The sequence below is a fragment of the Pseudomonas cedrina subsp. cedrina genome (genome assembly GCF_001983175.1).
Lineage (GTDB): Bacteria > Pseudomonadota > Gammaproteobacteria > Pseudomonadales > Pseudomonadaceae > Aquipseudomonas > Aquipseudomonas cedrina.
Genome location: NZ_MNPW01000002.1, coordinates 23,988 through 41,757, shown reverse-complemented (window position 1 = coordinate 41,757; position 17,770 = coordinate 23,988). Strand labels below are relative to the sequence as shown.

Here is a 17,770-nt window from a genome sequence, read left to right as displayed (position 1 = left end):
GTCGTTATCTTGGGTCAGACGCTTAGAACGTCTGGCCGAGGGAGAATTGGAAAATCTGGGTTTCAGCGTTATCCGGTTTCTTGATCGGCATGGCCAGAGCAAAGCTCAATGGGCCAAGCGCGGTCACCCAAGTCACACCCACACCCACGGAGCTTGCCAGGTTGCTGAGGCTCACGTCGTTGCACTTGGTGTTGGACTTCACGCCGCTAGGGTTGGTGATCTGCTCGCACTTGGAGTCGAACACGTTACCCACATCCCAGAAAACCGAGGTCCGCAGGGAACGTTGGTCCTTCACGAATGGAAGCGGGAACAGGATTTCCGCACCACCCTGGATCAGGACGTTACCACCGAATGGCAGCGGGTCATTATCCGAGTCGAGATTTGTACCCTGGTTACCGGTTACACCAACGCCACGGCTAGGCGTACCGCGCGGACCCAGGGTGCTGTCCTTGAAACCACGTACGGAGTTGAAGCCACCCGCGTAGTAGTTCTCGTAGAACGGCAGACCGTTGGTGGAGCCGTAACCGTCGCCATAACCCAGTTCAGTGTGCAGGCGCATGGTGTAGTTGTCGCTCAACGGCGTGAACAACTGGCCGCGGTAGTCGAGCTTGAAGAACGACAGGTCGCTGCCCGGCGTGGTGGTTTCCAGGGTCAGGCTCTGGGAATGACCACGGGTCGCCAATACACCTTTATTCAGGGTCGACTCGGACCAGCCGGCAGACGCCTTGAAGTTGAGGAACTTGTCACCTTCACGACGGGTGAAGTCAAAGATTTCGTCCACGGTGTAGACGCCGGTCTTGATCTCATCCTGTTGCGCAGTGAGGCCGAAGGTCAGGCGCGAGGTCTCACTGATCGGGTAACCCACGTTGACACCGGCACCCAGGCTGTCGATTGCATAGCTTGCAACGTCGACGTCGAGGTCTTTGTAGTCGGTGGTGCGGTAGAAGGCGTTGTAGCCCAGGCTCACACCGTCTGCAGTCCAGTAGGGGTCGGTATAACCGAAGTTGTATCGGCTCTGGTATTCGCTTCGGGTCAGGCCGATGGACACTCGGTTACCGGTACCCAGGAAGTTGTTCTGGGTGATCGAACCACCCAGGATAAGGCCGGCACTTTGTGCGAAGCCCACGCTGGCGGTGATCGAGCCCGATGCCTGCTCTTCGACGGCGTAGTTCACGTCAACCTGGTCATCCACACCCGGTACGGCCGGGGTTTCGACGTTGACTTCCTTGAAGAAGCCCAGGCGCTCAAGACGGGTCTTGGACTGGTCGATCAGGTACGTCGAGGCCCAGCCACCTTCCATCTGGCGCATTTCCCGACGCAGCACTTCGTCCGAGGACTTGGTGTTGCCACGGAAGTTGATGCGGTTCACGTAGGCACGCTTGCCTGGATCGACCACGAAAGTGATGTCCACTGTGTGGTCGTCATCGTGCGGGGTCGGTACGCCGTTGACGTTGGCGAAGGTATAACCTTCGTTACCCAGGCGGCGGGTGATCAGTTCGGACGTAGTGGTCATCAGCTTGCGCGAGAACACCTGGTCCTTCTGCACCAGCAGCAGCGCCTTGACCTGGTCTTCAGGCACTTTCAGGTCGCCGCTGAGCTTCACGTCACGAACCTTGTACTTCTCGCCTTCGTTGACGTTGACCGTAATGTAGACGTGCTTTTTGTCCGGGGTGATGGACACCTGGGTCGAAGCGATATCCATGTTGATATAGCCACGGTCCAGGTAGTAGGAACGCAGGCGCTCCAGGTCACCAGAGAGTTTTTCACGGGCGTACTTGTCATCGTTCTTGAAGAACGACAGCCAGTTGGTGGTCTTGAGTTCGAACAGGTCGATCAGGTCATCGTCGGCGAACTTGGTATTGCCCACCACGTTGATGTGCTGGATGGCCGCCACGGTGCCTTCGTTGATGTTGACCTTGAGGCCGACACGGTTGCGCGGCTGCGGCACCACTTCCGTTTCCACGGTCGCGGAATAGCGACCCTGGGCAACGTACTGGCGTTGCAGCTCGTTACGTACACCTTCGAGGGTGGCGCGCTGGAAGATCTCGCCCTCGGCCAGGCCGGATTGCTTCAGGCCTTTCATGAGGTCTTCAGTGGAGATCGCCTTGTTGCCTTCGATCTCGATACTGGCGACGGAAGGCCGCTCGACCACGGTGATGACCAGGACGTTGCCTTCGCGACCCAGCTGGATGTCTTGAAAGAAACCGGTTTTGAACAGCGCACGAGTGGATTCCACCAGGCGACGGTCATCAGCCTGTTCACCGACGTTCAACGGTAAGGCACCAAAGACGCTACCCGCGGAAACCCGCTGGAGGCCGTTGACGCGAATATCGGAGATGGTGAAGGACTCGGCGTGAACTTCGGCGATCATCAATACGGTGAGAACCGCAGTTAGCAGCAGACGTTTCATGAAGTCCTTTCTTATTCCAACTGGCAATAAACAAACTGCCGCAAAATGCGGCAGATTCGCAATTCAGCGAAGCGTTACAGTCGACCCAGATCGTTGACCAAGGCTAATAACATCACCCCGACCACCAAACTGATACCGATCTGTATCCCCCAACCCTGCACCCGATCCGACAAGGGACGACCACGCGCCCACTCGACCAGATAAAACAACAGATGCCCCCCATCCAATACTGGAATGGGCAACAAATTCAGAACACCCAGGCTGATACTCAGATAAGCCAGGAAATTCAGGAAATCCGCGACACCCGACTGGGCAGAAGCGCCCGCCACTTTAGCAATGGTTATCGGTCCACTCAAGTTTTTTACCGAGAGCTCGCCGAACAACATTTTCTTGAGGGAGTCGAGGGTCAGCACACTCATGGTCCAGGTGCGTTTTGCACCCTCGCCAATCGCTGCCAACGGCCCGTAACTGACCTCGCGCACCATCGATGGCGGCCAATCGACTGCTTTGACCCCGGCACCCAGGTAACCCCCAGCCGCCTTGGCCTCCCCACGCACCGACAGGGTCACGGGGACGTCGATTTGAGCACCTTCGCGCTCAACTTTCAGCACAATTTTAGTATCAGGACGTACACGAACCAGGTCGACCACCTGCTGCCAGTCACCCAGCGCCTGGCCATCGAGGGCCAGCAGGCGATCACCGGTCTTGAGGCCTGCGGCCTGGGCCGGACCTTTCGGATCCAGCTCAGCCAACACCGGCGGCAGGGCCGGACGCCATGGACGTATGCCCAGGGACTTGATCGGATCAGGCTCGTCAGCGCCCTTGAGCCACTGATCGAGAGCCAGCTCCCGCGGGGTTTCGGTGGTGGAATCCTGCTCGCGCACCACAACATTGACCGTGCCGCTTTCGCCGAGACGACGCACCAGCTGCAAATTGACCGCGCCCCAGCCCGTGGTGGGTTCGCCATCAATGGATACAATTTCCTGCCCGGCTACCAAACCGGCCTTGGCGGCAATACTGTCCGGCTCGACCGCGCCGATGACCGGACGTACCTGCTCGCTGCCCAGCATGGCCAAGACCCAGAAAAACACCATCGCCAACAGGAAGTTGGCAATCGGGCCGGCGGCGACAATGGCAATACGCTGACGAACGGTCTTGCGATTGAAGGACTGGTCCAGCTGGTCGGCAGGCACTTCGCCTTCGCGCTCATCGAGCATCTTGACGTAGCCACCCAACGGAATGGCCGCAATCACGAACTCGGTGCCACGGCGGTCATGCCAGCGCAACAGCGGCATGCCGAAACCGACTGAAAAGCGCAATACCTTGACGCCGCACCGACGCGCCACCCAGAAGTGGCCGAATTCGTGGAAGGTAACCAGCACGCCCAGAGCAACCAGGGTGCCGACAATCATGTAAAGCGCACTCATCTAATTTCTCCGCATTCCAATCCAGTGCCTGACGGCTGAAAACCCGCCTGCAAACTAACGCGCATTGCGGCTCAGCCATTGCCCCGCCAGGGCTCGGGCCTTGGTGTCGACTTCGAATACCGTGCCCAGATCATCCACCGGCACGACAGGTTCGAGCGCCAGGACGTCCTCGATGATACTCGCGATCTGCGGAAAGCGGATGCGCCGCTCAAGAAACGCCGCCACCGCCACTTCATTGGCCGCATTGAGCATCGCCGGCGCACTGTTACCCACTTGCGCAGCTTGCCGCGCCAGGCGCAAACAAGGGAAGCGCTGTTCGTCCGGCGCCTCGAAGTCCAGACGGGCCACCGCAAACAGGTCCAGGGGCGCCACGCCGGAGTCGATCCGCTCCGGCCAGGCCAAGGCATTGGCAATCGGCGTGCGCATATCGGGGTTGCCCAACTGCGCCAGGACCGAACCGTCCACGTAGTCGACCAGGGAATGAATCACACTCTGCGGGTGAATCACCACTTCAATCTGCTCCGCACGTGCATCGAACAACCAGCACGCCTCGATCAGCTCCAATCCCTTGTTCATCATGCTGGCCGAGTCGACTGAAATCTTGCGCCCCATGGACCAGTTCGGGTGGGCGCACGCCTGGTCGGGCGACACATGCTCAAGCTCCGCCGGTGGGGTTTGCCGAAACGGCCCGCCGGAGGCGGTCAGCAGAATCCGACGCACGCCCACCTGGCTCAAGCCGCGAGCATAGTCACCGGGCATGCACTGGAAGATTGCGTTGTGTTCGCTGTCGAGGGGCAGCAGCACGGCGCCGCTTTTACGCACCGCCTGCATGAAAAGTGCGCCGGACATGACCAGCGCCTCTTTGTTGGCCAACAGAATCTTCTTGCCCGCATCGACGGCGGCCAGTGTCGGGCGCAAGCCCGCAGCCCCCACGATAGCGGCGACCACGGTATCCACTTCGGCAGCGGCCGACACCTGGCACAGCCCCGCCTCCCCGACCAAGACTTGAGTAGCCAGCCCGGCAGCCCGCAGATCGTCCTGCAGCCCCCGGGCCGCAGCGGCCTCAGGTACTACGGCGAAGCGCGGCGCATGTCGAACGCACAACGCCAGCAACTCGCTCAAACGGCTGAAACCGGTGAGGGCGAAGACTTGATAGCGATCAGGATGACGAGCAATCACGTCCAGGGTGCTCAGCCCCACCGAGCCGGTTGCACCCAGCACGGTCACCTGTTGCAGGCGGCTCACGAAGCCGTCATCCACAACAGCACGGCGAAGATCGGGATCGCGGCCGTCAGGCTATCGATACGGTCCAGCACGCCGCCATGGCCCGGCAGCAGGTTACTGCTGTCCTTGACCCCGGCCTGACGCTTGAACATGCTTTCGGTGAGGTCACCCACTACGGAGATGAACACGACGATGGCGGTGGCCAGCAGCGCCAGGAAGATCTCCTTCACCGACCAACCACGCACAACGCCGACCACCAACGCGATCACCAGCGTCAATGCCAGGCCGCCGTACACACCCTCCCAGCTCTTGCCCGGGCTGACCGCGGGTGCCAGCTTGCGCTTGCCGAACGCCCGACCCGAGAAATACGCACCGATGTCGGCACCCCAGACCAGCACCATGACCGCCAGGATCAGCCAGTTACCCATCGGATAACGCTTGATCTCCACCAGCCCTTGCCACGCCGGCAGCAGGATCAATAGCCCGATCACCAGCTTGCAGGCCACACTGGACCACTTGCCGCTGGTACGCGGATAGGTCAATACCAGGAATGTCGCCAGCGCCCACCACAGGACTGCCGCCCCCAACACCCACGGCGCAAGGTCCGGCAGGATGTACAGGAGAAACGCCAGGACGGCCACGACGGCGGCATACACCACGCGCGGCAATTGGGCATTGAAACCCGCCAGGCGCGCCCATTCCCAGGCACCCAGGGTGACGACCAGGCCGATAAACAGCGCAAAGCCGGAACCCTCGAGCAGGAAAAACCCGCACAAGGCGATCGGCAACAGGATCAGGGCTGTGATGATTCGTTGTTTAAGCATTTAAACCCGGGCTCCAGCTTCGATCTGCTCACTCGTTTTACCGAAGCGACGCTGACGGGAAGCGAAATCGGCCAATGCATTACGCATGGCATCGTGTTTGAAGTCCGGCCAGAACAGGTCGGAGAAGTACAGCTCAGTGTAGGCCAGCTGCCACAACAGGAAATTGCTGATGCGGTGCTCGCCACCGGTACGGATGCACAAGTCCGGCAGCGGCAGGTCGCCGGTGACCAGGCAGGTTTGCAACAGTTCGGGCGTGATGTCGTCCGGTCGCAGATGACCGGCTTGCACTTCACGGGCCAGACGCTGTGCGGCCTGGGCGATATCCCACTGGCCACCGTAATTGGCTGCGATCTGCAGCACAAAACGATTGGCACCGGCAGTAATCGCCTCGGCTTCACGCATGGCGGCCTGCAGTTCCGGGTGGAAGCGCGAGCGGTCGCCAATGATGCGCAGGCTGATGTTGTTGTCGTTGAGGCGCTTGGCCTCACGACGCAAGGCCTTGAAGAACAGGTCCATCAAGGCACTGACTTCTTCGGCCGGCCGTTGCCAGTTTTCACTGGAGAAGGCGAACAAGGTCAACACTTCGACCTTGGCCTCGGCACACACCTCGATCACAGCCCGTACCGCATCGACACCCGCCTTATGCCCGGCGACGCCCGGCATGAAGCGTTTCTTCGCCCAGCGATTATTCCCATCCATGATGATCGCGACATGGCGCGGCACCACGGAGGGTACAGTCTGCTTGGTCTTTTCCATGAAGGCTTCCTGACCCCTTATACGGCCATCAGGTCCTTTTCTTTTTCTTCCGTGGCCTTGGTGATCTGGGCCTCGGCGTCCTTGGTCAACTTGTCGATATCAGCAACCGCACGACGCTCTTCGTCTTCGCTGATCTCCTTGTCCTTGACCAGCTTCTTCAGGTCGCCCAGCGCATCGCGACGGATGTTGCGCACGGCAACGCGCGCATCTTCGGCTGCACTGCGGGCCTGCTTGGTGAAGCCCTTGCGGGTTTCTTCGGTCAGCGCCGGCATGGAGATCAGCAGCAACTCGCCCAGGTTGGTCGGGTTGAGGTTCAGGCCCGCGCTCTGGATGGCCTTGTCGACGGCGCCGAGCATGTTGCGCTCGAAGGCCACGACCTGCAGGGTGCGCGAGTCTTTTACGGTGATGTTGGCTACTTGGGTGATGGAGGTATCTGCGCCGTAGTACGGCACCATCACGCTACCCAGGATGCTGGGGTGAGCCTTGCCTGTACGAATCTGACCAAATGCATGGTTCAGGGAGTCCAGGGATTTCTGCATACGCTCTTGAGCGTCTTTCTTGATTTCGTTGATCATTGTTGGCCTTCCTCGATCAGAGTCCCTTCTGCGCCGCCGTGTACGATATTCAGCAGGGCGCCGGGCTTGTTCATGTTAAATACGCGCAACGGCATCTTGTGGTCGCGGCACAGGCAGATAGCCGTCAGGTCCATCACGCCCAGCTTGCGATCCAGTACTTCATCGTAGGTCAGATGATCGAACTTCTCGGCATGCGGGTCTTTGAACGGATCTGCGGTGTATACGCCATCCACCTTGGTGGCCTTGAGCACCACATCGGCGTCGATTTCGATCGCGCGCAGGCACGCCGCCGAGTCGGTGGTAAAGAACGGGTTACCCGTGCCGGCGGCGAAGATCACCACTTCCTTGGCGTTCAGGTGGCGCATGGCTTTGCGGCGATCATAGTGATCGGTCACACCCACCATGGAAATAGCCGACATCACGATAGCCGAGATATTGGCACGCTCCAGGGCGTCGCGCATGGCCAGGGCGTTCATCACAGTGGCCAGCATGCCCATGTGGTCGCCGGTAACCCGATCCATGCCGGCCGCACTCAGTGCCGCGCCACGGAACAGGTTGCCGCCGCCGATCACCAGGCCGACCTGTACGCCGATGCCGACCAGTTGGCCGACTTCCAGCGCCATGCGGTCGAGTACCTTGGGATCGATCCCGAACTCTTCCGAGCCCATCAGGGCCTCGCCGCTAAGCTTGAGTAGAATGCGTTTATAGCGAGCCTGATAACCACTGCCCTGCTGAGCCATTGCGAATCTCTCCTGCGGCGTATTTTTTAAAAATTCATGGCGAGCCGTTTACGGCTTGCGTTCACTCCAGCGGACGCTGCTACAGCGCCATCGGAACACGGCTTTGTAAGCCAGTTCCGAAGGGAAGCCAATCAAAATCGGCCCTCCCATTTGAAAAGAGGCTGCGCGCGTAAGCGGGCAGCCTCTTTCGGGCGACAGTTGGAAACTGTCTTATTGCTTGGCGGCAGCCAGCTGGGCGGCAACTTCTTCAGCGAAGTTGTCGACCGGCTTCTCGATGCCTTCGCCTACTTTGAAGTAAGTGAAGGAAACGATTTCAGCACCGGCTTTCTTGGCCAGTTCGCCGACCTTGATTTCAGGGTTCTTGACGAACGCCTGCTCAACCAGGCTCGCTTCAGCCAGGAACTTGCTGATACGGCCCTTGATCATGTTTTCAACGATGTTCTCTGGCTTGCCGGCGATCTTGTCGGCGTTCAGGCTCAGGAACACAGCTTTTTCACGTTCGATTGCGTCAGCGGACACTTCCGAAGGCAGCAGGAACTCAGGGTTGCTGGCCGCTACGTGCATAGCGATGTCTTTGGCCAGCTCAACGGTGCCGCCCTTCAGAACAACCGCTACACCGATCTTGTTGCCGTGCAGGTAACCACCAACTACGTCACCTTCAACGCGAACCAGGCGACGGATGTTGACGTTTTCGCCAACCTTGCCGACCAGTACCAGGCGATCCGCTTCTTGAGCTTCGATCAGCGGAGCGGCGTCAGTCAGTTTGTCGGCAAACGCTTTTTCAACGCTTGCAGCAACAAATGCCTTGAAGTCGTCCTGCAGAGCCAGGAAGTCGGTCTGGGAGTTCACTTCCAGCAGAACGGCGGATTTGCCGTCTTCTTTCAGAGCGATAGCGCCTTCAGCCGCTACGTTGCCTGCTTTCTTGGCAGCCTTGATGGCGCCGGAAGCACGCATGTCGTCGATGGCTTTTTCGATGTCGCCGCCGGCCTTGGTCAAGGCCTTTTTGCAATCCATCATGCCTTCGCCGGTACGCTCACGCAGTTCTTTGACCAACGCTGCAGTAATCTCTGCCATTTCAAAATCCTCTTGGATAGGTTTTCAACCATTCCACCCGATCAAACGGGCGATCAATTCTTCCCGAATCACCCTTGTAGGCCGCTGCACGTTACAGATGATGTAGCTGCGCTGCCGACAAATGGTTTTCGAGGTGGCAAAAAGGGGGCCAAGCCCCCTTTTTGCTTACTGAGTCAACGCCAGGGCGTCAGTTACTCAGCGGCAGCTACCGGAGCTTCTTCAACGAACTGCTCGGTACCACCAGCAACGTGGTTGCGGCCACGGATTACAGCGTCAGCCATCGAACCCATGTACAGCTGGATAGCGCGGATTGCGTCATCGTTGCCTGGGATGATGTAGTCAACGCCTTCCGGGCTGCTGTTGGTATCGACTACGCCGATAACCGGGATGCCCAGCTTGTTGGCTTCGGTGATCGCGATGCGCTCGTGATCAACGTCGATAACGAACAGTGCGTCAGGCAGACCGCCCATGTCCTTGATACCACCCAGGGAACGATCGAGCTTTTCCAGGTCGCGAGTGCGCATCAGCGCCTCTTTCTTGGTCAGCTTGGCGAAGGTACCGTCTTCGGCTTGCACTTCAAGGTCACGCAGACGCTTGATGGAAGCACGGATGGTCTTGAAGTTGGTCAGCATGCCGCCCAACCAGCGGTGATCGACGTACGGCGAGCCGCAACGTGCTGCTTCTTCAGCAACGATCTTGCCAGCGGAACGCTTGGTGCCGACGAACAGAATCTTGTTTTTGCCCTGGGCCAGGCGCTCTACGAAAGTCAAAGCTTCGTTGAACATCGGCAGGGTTTTTTCAAGGTTGATGATGTGGATCTTGTTACGTGCGCCGAAAATGTACTTGCCCATTTTCGGGTTCCAGTAACGGGTCTGGTGGCCGAAGTGCACACCGGCCTTCAGCATATCGCGCATGTTGACTTGGGACATGATAGTTCCTTAATAAGTCGGGTTTGGCCTCCACGTATCCCAATGACCAACCAGCGGCTTCAAGCCTCCGGCACCCAGGTCATCGTGTCGACACGTGTGTGGATTTAAGCTCTGCGGGGTATCCCCGGAAAGCGGCGCATTTTATACCACAGCATCGGTTAAAACGGAACACGCAATCACATTTGCCGCCGGCGGCCCTCATGTAACCCCTTGAATAGAGCCGACATACCCCTACCTCATAGAGAGAAGCGATCATCAGAGGCTCATGATTTGACGCCATCGTCTGTTAGAATCGCGTTTTTTGTGGCTTGTGCGAATTCTGCAACCTTTTGTCGCACGCCCGTAAACCGAATTGATTTCGGCGTATTACGCCAGAGAGAGCCTGTATGACCGTGAGTTTGAAAACCGCCGAAGACATCGCCGGCATGCGCATTGCCGGCAAACTGGCCGCCGATGTGCTGGAAATGATCGCCGAGCACGTCAAGCCCGGCGTCACCACCGAAACCCTGAACCAGATCTGCCACGACTATATAGTCAACGTGCAAGGCGCCATCCCTGCGCCGCTGAACTACAAGGGCTTCCCCAAATCGATCTGCACCTCGGTCAACCACGTGGTCTGCCACGGGATTCCGGCTGACAAGCCGCTGAAGGACGGCGACACCCTGAACATCGACGTCACCGTGATCAAGGACCGCTACTTCGGCGACACCAGCCGCATGTTCCATGTCGGCACCGTTGCGCCGTGGGCCGAGCGCTTGTCCCAGGTCACCCAGGAATGCATGTACAAGGCCATCGAAATCGTCAAGCCCGGCTGCCGCCTGGGCGACATCGGCGAAGTGATCCAGAAGCACGCGGAAAAGAACGGTTTCTCGGTGGTGCGCGAATTCTGCGGCCACGGTATCGGCACCGTATTCCATGAAGAGCCGCAGATCCTGCACTACGGCCGCGCCGGCACCGGCATGGAGCTCAAGGCAGGCATGACCTTTACCATCGAGCCGATGATCAACCAGGGCAAGGCCGACACCAAGGTGCTGGGCGACGGCTGGACCGCCATCACCAAGGACCGCAAGCTCTCGGCCCAGTGGGAACACACCCTGCTGGTGACCGAAACCGGCTATGAGATCTTCACCCTGCGCGCCGACGACACGATCCCACGCGTATCAGCGTGAAGGCAGGAAAGGTTTTCCCACCGCGTAATGACTGACTGACAGATAGAAAGGAAAGCCGATCGATGCCCCAGGTGGATCCCGAACTCTTCGACCGTGGCCAGTTCCAGGCCGAGCTGGCCTTGAAGGCAAGCCCCATCGCCGCATTCAAAAAGGCTATCCGCCAGGCCCGCGAGGTGCTTGATGCGCGATTTCGCAGCGGCCGGGACATCCGCCGGCTGATCGAGGACCGCGCCTGGTTCGTTGACAACATCCTGCAGAAGGCCTGGGAGCAGTTCAGTTGGAGCGAAGACGCCAACATCGCGCTGGTGGCGGTCGGCGGCTACGGTCGCGGTGAGTTGCACCCCTACTCCGACATCGACTTGCTGATCCTGCTGGAAAGCGCCGACCACGAGCTCTTTCGCGATTCCATCGAGCGTTTTCTCACGCTGTTGTGGGACATCGGCCTGGAAGTCGGCCAAAGCGTGCGCTCGGTCGACGAGTGCGCCCAGGAGGCCCGCGCCGACCTGACGGTCATTACCAACCTGATGGAGAGCCGCACCATCGCCGGCCCCGAGCGCCTGCGCCAGCGCATGCTGGAGGTCACCAGCACCGCGCACATGTGGCCGAGCAAAGACTTTTTCCTGGCCAAGCGGGCCGAGCAGAAGGCCCGGCACCACAAGTACAACGACACCGAGTACAACCTGGAGCCCAACGTCAAGGGCTCACCGGGCGGGCTGCGCGATATCCAGACGATTCTGTGGGTTGCAAGGCGCCAGTACGGCACCCTTAACCTGCGCGCCTTGGCCGGCGAAGGCTTTTTGGTGGAGAGCGAAAACGCCCTGCTGGCCTCGTCCCAGGAATTCCTCTGGAAAGTGCGCTACGCCCTGCACATGCTTGCCGGGCGCTCCGAAGACCGCCTGCTGTTCGACCATCAACGCTCCATCGCGACCTTGTTGGGTTTTGAGGGCGAAGACGCAAAGACCAGCATCGAAAGCTTCATGCAGCAGTATTACCGCGTGGTCATGAGCATTGCCCAGCTCAGCGACCTGATTATCCAGCACTTCGAAGAGGTGATCCTCGCCCCCGAAGACGAAGCACCGCCGCAACCGATCAATTCGCGCTTCCAGCTGCACGACGGCTATATCGAGGCACGCAACGACAACGTGTTCCGCCGCACGCCGTTCGCCATGCTGGAAATCTTCGTGCTGATGGCCCAGCAGCCGGAGATCAAAGGCGTGCGCGCCGACACCATTCGCCTGCTGCGGGAAAACCGACACCTGATCGACGACGACTTCCGCAACGATATCCGTAACACCAGCCTGTTTATCGAGCTGTTCAAGTGCAAGATCGGCATCCACCGCAACCTGCGGCGCATGAACCGCTACGGCATCCTCGGGCGCTACCTGCCGGAGTTCGGTTTTATCGTCGGGCAGATGCAGCATGACCTGTTCCACATTTATACCGTGGACGCCCACACGCTGAACCTGATCAAGCACCTGCGTAAGCTGCAATACACCCAGGTGTCAGAGAAATTCCCGCTGGCCAGCAAGCTCATGGCCAAGCTGCCCAAGCCCGAGCTGATCTACCTGGCCGGTCTGTACCACGACATCGGCAAGGGCCGGCATGGCGATCACTCTGAAATTGGCGCGGTGGATGCCGAGGCCTTCTGCCAGCGCCATCAGTTGCCGTTGTGGGACAGCCGCCTGATCGTCTGGCTGGTACAGAACCACCTGGTGATGTCGACCACTGCCCAGCGCAAAGACTTGTCCGATCCGCAGGTGATCCACGATTTTGCGCAGATTGTTGGCGATGAAACTCACCTCGATTATCTCTACGTGCTGACCGTCTCCGACATCAACGCCACCAACCCGACGCTCTGGAACTCCTGGCGCGCCAGCCTGCTGCGCCAGCTGTACACCGAGACCAAACGCGCCTTGCGCCGCGGCCTGGAAAACCCGGTGGACCGCGAAGAGCAGATCCGCCGCACCCAAAGCGCGGCCCTGGATATATTGGTGCGCGGCGGCAACGACCCGGACGATGTCGAGCAATTGTGGTCGCAACTGGGCGATGATTACTTCCTGCGCCACACCGCCGGCGACGTGGCCTGGCACACCGACGCGATCCTGCAACAGCCCGCCGATGGCGGCCCGCTGGTGCTGATCAAGGAAACCACGCAGCGCGAGTTCGAGGGCGGTACGCAAATCTTCATCTATGCGCCCGACCAGCATGATTTCTTCGCCGTGACCGTGGCCGCCATGGACCAGCTCAACCTCAACATTCATGACGCACGGGTCATCACCTCCAGCAGCCAGTTCACCCTCGACACCTACATCGTGCTCGACACCGAGGGCGAGTCGATTGGCGACAACCCGGCGCGTGTGAAAAAGATCCGCGAAGGCCTGACCGAGGCCCTGCGCAACCCTGACGACTACCCGACCATCATCCAGCGCCGGGTGCCGCGCCAGCTCAAGCATTTTGCGTTTGCGCCTCAGGTGACCATTTCCAATGACGCCCAGCGCCCGGTGACGGTATTGGAACTCAGCGCCCCGGATCGCCCCGGCCTGCTGGCCCGCATCGGCGGTATTTTCCTGGAGTTCGACCTGTCGCTGCAGAACGCCAAGATCGCCACCCTCGGCGAGCGCGTGGAAGACGTGTTCTTCATTACCGATGCCGACAACCAGCCGTTGTCCGACCCGGAACTGTGTCGCCGCCTGCAGGATGCGATCGTGCAGCAGTTGAGCGTGACCCTGGAAACTGGCGTCGAACTGACGCGCCTGAGCATTTGATTGAACGCGATCCCTGTGGGAGCTGGCTTGCCTGCGATAGCGGTGGATCAGTCAACATCTCCAATGACTGACACACTGCAATCGCAGGCAAGCCAGCTCCCACAAGGTCTGTGTTTACCCTAATAGAGGTTTACATGAACAACGCCCTGAACCAACTGCAGCCCTACCCCTTCGAGAAACTGCGCGCCCTGCTCGGCAGTGTCACGCCGAACCCGGATAAACGCCCGATTGCACTGTCTATCGGCGAACCCAAGCATAAATCTCCGACGTTCGTGGCAGAAGCGCTGAGCAACAATCTCGATCAAATGGCCGTCTACCCGACCACCTTGGGTATTCCCGCATTGCGCGAGGCCATCGGCGCCTGGTGCGAACGCCGTTTCCACGTGCCCAAGGGCTGGCTCGACCCGGCGCGTAATATTTTGCCCGTCAACGGCACCCGCGAAGCCCTGTTCGCCTTCACCCAAACCGTGGTCAACCGTGGCGACGACGCACTGGTGGTCAGCCCGAACCCGTTCTACCAGATCTACGAAGGCGCCGCGTTCCTGGCCGGAGCCAAGCCGCACTACCTGCCGTGCCTGGACGCCAATGGCTTCAATCCGGATTTCGATGCGGTCTCGCCGGACATCTGGAAACGCTGCCAGATCCTGTTCCTGTGTTCACCCGGCAACCCGACCGGCGCACTGATCCCGGTCGACACCCTGAAAAAGCTCATCGCCCTGGCCGACGAACATGACTTCGTGATCGCCGCCGACGAGTGCTACAGCGAGCTGTACTTCGACGAACAGACCCCGCCGCCGGGCCTGCTGAGCGCCTGCGTCGAACTGGGCCGCCAGGATTTCAAGCGTTGCGTGGTGTTCCACAGCCTGTCCAAACGCTCCAACCTCCCTGGGCTGCGCTCCGGTTTCGTGGCTGGCGACGCCGAAATCCTCAAGGCGTTTCTGCTCTACCGCACTTACCACGGCTGCGCGATGCCGGTGCAAACCCAACTGGCCAGCATCGCGGCCTGGCAGGACGAGGCCCACGTCTTGGCCAACCGCGACCTGTACCGCGAAAAATTCGACGCGGTGCTGGCGATCCTCAAACCTGTATTGGACGTGCAGAGCCCGGATGGCGGGTTCTACCTGTGGCCGAAGGTGAATGGCGACGACGCCGCGTTCTGCCGCGACCTGTTCGTTGAAGAACATGTGACTGTGGTGCCGGGCTCGTACCTGTCACGGGAAGTGGATGGGGTCAACCCTGGCGCCGGGCGTGTACGCCTGGCGCTGGTTGCCCCATTGGCGGAATGCGTGGAAGCCGCACAGCGGATCCGGGATTTCATTCTGCGCCGCCGCTGAGCACGCGGGCCTGCGTTAACCTCAGGTAACGCGGGCTTACATGCCCAGGCAATACGATCGGAACTTTGCTGCGACTTGGACGAATAAATCCATACATTCGTCCCCCACGTCGCAGGAGAGCCTCATGATAAGCGCCACCCCGCAAACCACCTTCCAGTACCCGCCGGCGGTCTCATCCGCCGAAAATGCCGTCGCTTCGGCGGAACGCCTTTCCAGAAGCCGGCGCAACATTGGCGAACCCGCCAGATACTGGCCGCAAAACAGCACGATAAAAATCGCCATGTATGACATGGACGATGAATACGTGCAGGCTGTCAAAAAAGCCGCCAGCGAATGGCTGCCCCACATCAATCTCAAGTTCGAGTTTGTTTCTGGAGAGGATGGCGACGTGCGCATCACACAGAATATAAACAACAAAAAGGGTGGCTCCTCCTCAATAGGAACGGAAGCACTCGATGCCCTCCCCTCACACCCAACCATGTCACTGCCACGAGACCACCAGGACCCTGCATTCGCACACACGGTGATACACGAATTCGGACACATGCTCGGCGCGCATCACGCTCATCAACATCCGGATGCCAACATTCCATGGGATATGGGCAAAGTGTATGAGAGTTTCGGACGTACCTACGGATTGGACCGGCAACAGGTGCAAAACAACGTGCTCCCGCTGCCTCGCTCCAGCCAATACGACTTCATGCCTTACGATGGCGACTCGGTCATGCACTACGAAGTCAGTCCCCATCTGACCGACGGAAGCTGGGGCCAGTCCGAATCCTGGTCCCTGAGCGATGGCGACATCGCCTGGGCAAAAAAAGCCTACCCCAAAGCGGTACCCGCTACTTCTTGAGTCCCAGGTTCGCCTCGCTCAAATCCAGTTCAGCCAGTACCTCGCGCAACACGTCATCACCAATCTGGTGGTGACGGCTCAGGCTGTACAACTCCAACCGTTGCGCCCGCAGGGCCTTCAAGCGCAATTTGCGTTCAAGGAGGTCCATCTGCTGCGCCAGCGCCTGGGCTTCGGCCGAGTCGTTGAACACGTCCAACTGATGGCGATATTCCGACATCAATCGTGCCTTGAGCTCAGTCGCGAGCGCGGCCTGGGCGGCGTCCTGGGTTTCGGTTTGCGCAGGTTCCTCGGCCTCCAGGGCGTGGATGGCGGCCACGGCCGTTTTCTTCCAGGCTTCGCGGACTTCGTTATGGCGCTTTTCGTCCGGGCTCTTTTCAATGCCGCGCAACAGTAACGGCAGGGCAATGCAGGCGGCGACCAGCGACAGCAGGATCACCCCGGCGGCAATGAAAATCAGCAGGTCGCGCTCGGGGAAATCCTGGCCCGGCGCCAACAGCAAAGGTACCGACATCACACCGGCCAGGGTCACGGCACCGCGCACGCCGCCTACCGTCAACAACCAGCAGGAACGGGCCGTCGGTACCAGCGTCAATTCACTCTTGCCGCGCAACCTGCGCAGCAGCCCGGACAATCGCCAGATGCTTTGCACCCAGATAAACCGCAACACCACCAGCACCAGGAAGATCGCGATCACATCCAGGCAGCGATAGAACAACGCCGGCCACAATGTCGGCTCGTGGCTCACCACCGCCTTGATGATGTCCGGCAATTGCAGTCCCAGCAGCAGGAAGATCAAGCCGTTGAACGCAAATTCCAGCAACGCCCACACGCTGCGATTGAGCAAGCGCGTGCTGGTCTGGCGCGGCAGCAGATCGAGCCAGCTTTGCATCATGCCCGCCGCCACCGCCGACAAAATACCCGATGCGCCCAAACGCTCGGCCAGCACGTAGGCTGCGAATGGCAGCAGCAACATAAACACCACGTGAGTCGCCGGATCGTCCCACCCCCGCGCAATCATCCAGGCACGCAGGCGCCCGACCAACCAGCTCAATGCCACGCCGACCGCCAGGCCACCGACGGCGACGAGGACGAACGTGAGGCTTGCATCGGCCAGGGAAAATACCCCGGTCAATGCGGCCGCCAGCGCAAACTTGAACGTCACCAGGCCCGACGCGTCATTCATCAACGCCTCGCCCTGGAGCATGTGCATCAATGGCTTGGGCAAGCGGTTCTGGGAAATGGCCGACACGGCCACGGCATCCGTCGGTGACAACACCGCCGCCAGAGCGAAGGCCACCGGTAGCGGGATGGTCGGCACAATCCAATGGATAAAGTAACCGGCACCGACCACGGTAAAGAGCACGAGCCCCACCGCCAGCGTCAGGATCGGCCCGCGCAGGCGCCACAACTCACGCTTGGGCATGCGCCAACCATCGGAAAACAACAGTGGAGGCAGGAATAGAAAGAGGAACAACTCCGGATCCAGCGCCACATGCAACCCCAGCGTCGGCCAGGCCAGCAAGGCACCTGCGGCGATCTGCACCAAGGGTAACGGCAGGGGAATGACACGTCCGACCAGACGCGAAACGCTGACCAGCATCAGCAGGATAAGCACGGTGTAGGCGGTTTGCATAACGCAGGTTCCAGGACAATCAACAAGCAACGACACACATCAGGCAACAACTGGCCG

Annotated in this window: 14 protein-coding genes; 4 read left to right on the top strand and 10 right to left on the bottom strand. The window is 59.8% G+C overall.

Features of this window, described 5'->3' with window-relative positions; translation table 11 throughout:
- Positions 1-22 precede the first annotated feature (22 nt).
- From bamA to rpsB, 9 genes are all read right to left on the bottom strand, one after another.
- Positions 23-2,410 (bottom strand): outer membrane protein assembly factor BamA, encoded by a 2,388-nt coding sequence (gene bamA / locus BLL36_RS03280; protein ID WP_076950027.1) that lies wholly within the window; start codon positions 2,408-2,410, stop codon positions 23-25.
- A 74-nt stretch (positions 2,411-2,484) separates the two neighbouring features.
- Entirely contained in the window at positions 2,485-3,837 is a 1,353-nt protein-coding gene (gene rseP / locus BLL36_RS03275) for a sigma E protease regulator RseP (RefSeq protein WP_076950026.1), read from the bottom strand.
- Between the two features lie 54 nt (positions 3,838-3,891).
- Positions 3,892-5,082, bottom strand: coding sequence for a 1-deoxy-D-xylulose-5-phosphate reductoisomerase (ispC, locus tag BLL36_RS03270; RefSeq protein ID WP_076950025.1), 1,191 nt, complete (start codon positions 5,080-5,082; stop codon positions 3,892-3,894).
- A complete protein-coding gene (locus BLL36_RS03265; RefSeq protein ID WP_076950024.1) occupies positions 5,079-5,885 on the bottom strand; it encodes a phosphatidate cytidylyltransferase in 807 nt (268 codons plus the stop codon). The genes ispC and BLL36_RS03265 overlap by 4 nt, the downstream gene beginning before the upstream one ends.
- A complete protein-coding gene (uppS, locus tag BLL36_RS03260; protein ID WP_016974405.1) occupies positions 5,886-6,641 on the bottom strand; it encodes a polyprenyl diphosphate synthase in 756 nt (251 codons plus the stop codon).
- Positions 6,642-6,658: 17 nt separating this feature from the next.
- Positions 6,659-7,216 carry a ribosome recycling factor gene (frr, locus tag BLL36_RS03255; protein ID WP_049709667.1) on the bottom strand — a complete coding sequence of 186 codons (558 nt, stop codon included), beginning with the start codon at positions 7,214-7,216 and terminating at the stop codon, positions 6,659-6,661.
- Positions 7,213-7,956, bottom strand: a complete 744-nt coding sequence (gene pyrH, locus BLL36_RS03250) for a UMP kinase (RefSeq protein ID WP_003172271.1) — start codon at positions 7,954-7,956, stop codon at positions 7,213-7,215. Before pyrH ends, frr begins: the two co-directional genes overlap by 4 nt.
- Positions 7,957-8,166: 210 nt before the next feature.
- The gene (gene tsf / locus BLL36_RS03245) at positions 8,167-9,030 is read right to left on the bottom strand and encodes a translation elongation factor Ts (RefSeq protein ID WP_024073825.1); all 864 of its coding nucleotides are present in this window, start codon (positions 9,028-9,030) and stop codon (positions 8,167-8,169) included.
- Positions 9,031-9,221: 191 nt separating this feature from the next.
- Positions 9,222-9,959 (bottom strand): 30S ribosomal protein S2, encoded by a 738-nt coding sequence (gene rpsB, locus BLL36_RS03240; RefSeq protein ID WP_003219330.1) that lies wholly within the window; start codon positions 9,957-9,959, stop codon positions 9,222-9,224.
- Positions 9,960-10,345: 386 nt separating this feature from the next.
- Between rpsB and map the strand changes: the two genes are divergently transcribed.
- The 4 genes from map (at position 10,346) to BLL36_RS03220 (ending at position 16,080) form a co-directional block, all read left to right on the top strand.
- Positions 10,346-11,128 carry a type I methionyl aminopeptidase gene (gene map / locus BLL36_RS03235; RefSeq protein WP_076950023.1) on the top strand — a complete coding sequence of 261 codons (783 nt, stop codon included), beginning with the start codon at positions 10,346-10,348 and terminating at the stop codon, positions 11,126-11,128.
- Between the two features lie 62 nt (positions 11,129-11,190).
- Positions 11,191-13,893, top strand: a complete 2,703-nt coding sequence (locus BLL36_RS03230; protein ID WP_076950022.1) for a [protein-PII] uridylyltransferase — start codon at positions 11,191-11,193, stop codon at positions 13,891-13,893.
- A gap of 134 nt (positions 13,894-14,027) precedes the next feature.
- A complete protein-coding gene (dapC, locus tag BLL36_RS03225) occupies positions 14,028-15,227 on the top strand; it encodes a succinyldiaminopimelate transaminase (RefSeq protein WP_076950021.1) in 1,200 nt (399 codons plus the stop codon).
- A 124-nt stretch (positions 15,228-15,351) separates the two neighbouring features.
- Entirely contained in the window at positions 15,352-16,080 is a 729-nt protein-coding gene (locus BLL36_RS03220; protein WP_157697304.1) for a M12 family metallopeptidase, read from the top strand.
- Here BLL36_RS03220 and BLL36_RS03215 read toward each other — a convergent pair.
- Positions 16,070-17,713, bottom strand: coding sequence for a Na+/H+ antiporter (locus tag BLL36_RS03215; RefSeq protein WP_076950020.1), 1,644 nt, complete (start codon positions 17,711-17,713; stop codon positions 16,070-16,072). The two genes, BLL36_RS03220 and BLL36_RS03215, sit on opposite strands and share 11 nt — an antisense overlap.
- Positions 17,714-17,770 lie beyond the last annotated feature (57 nt).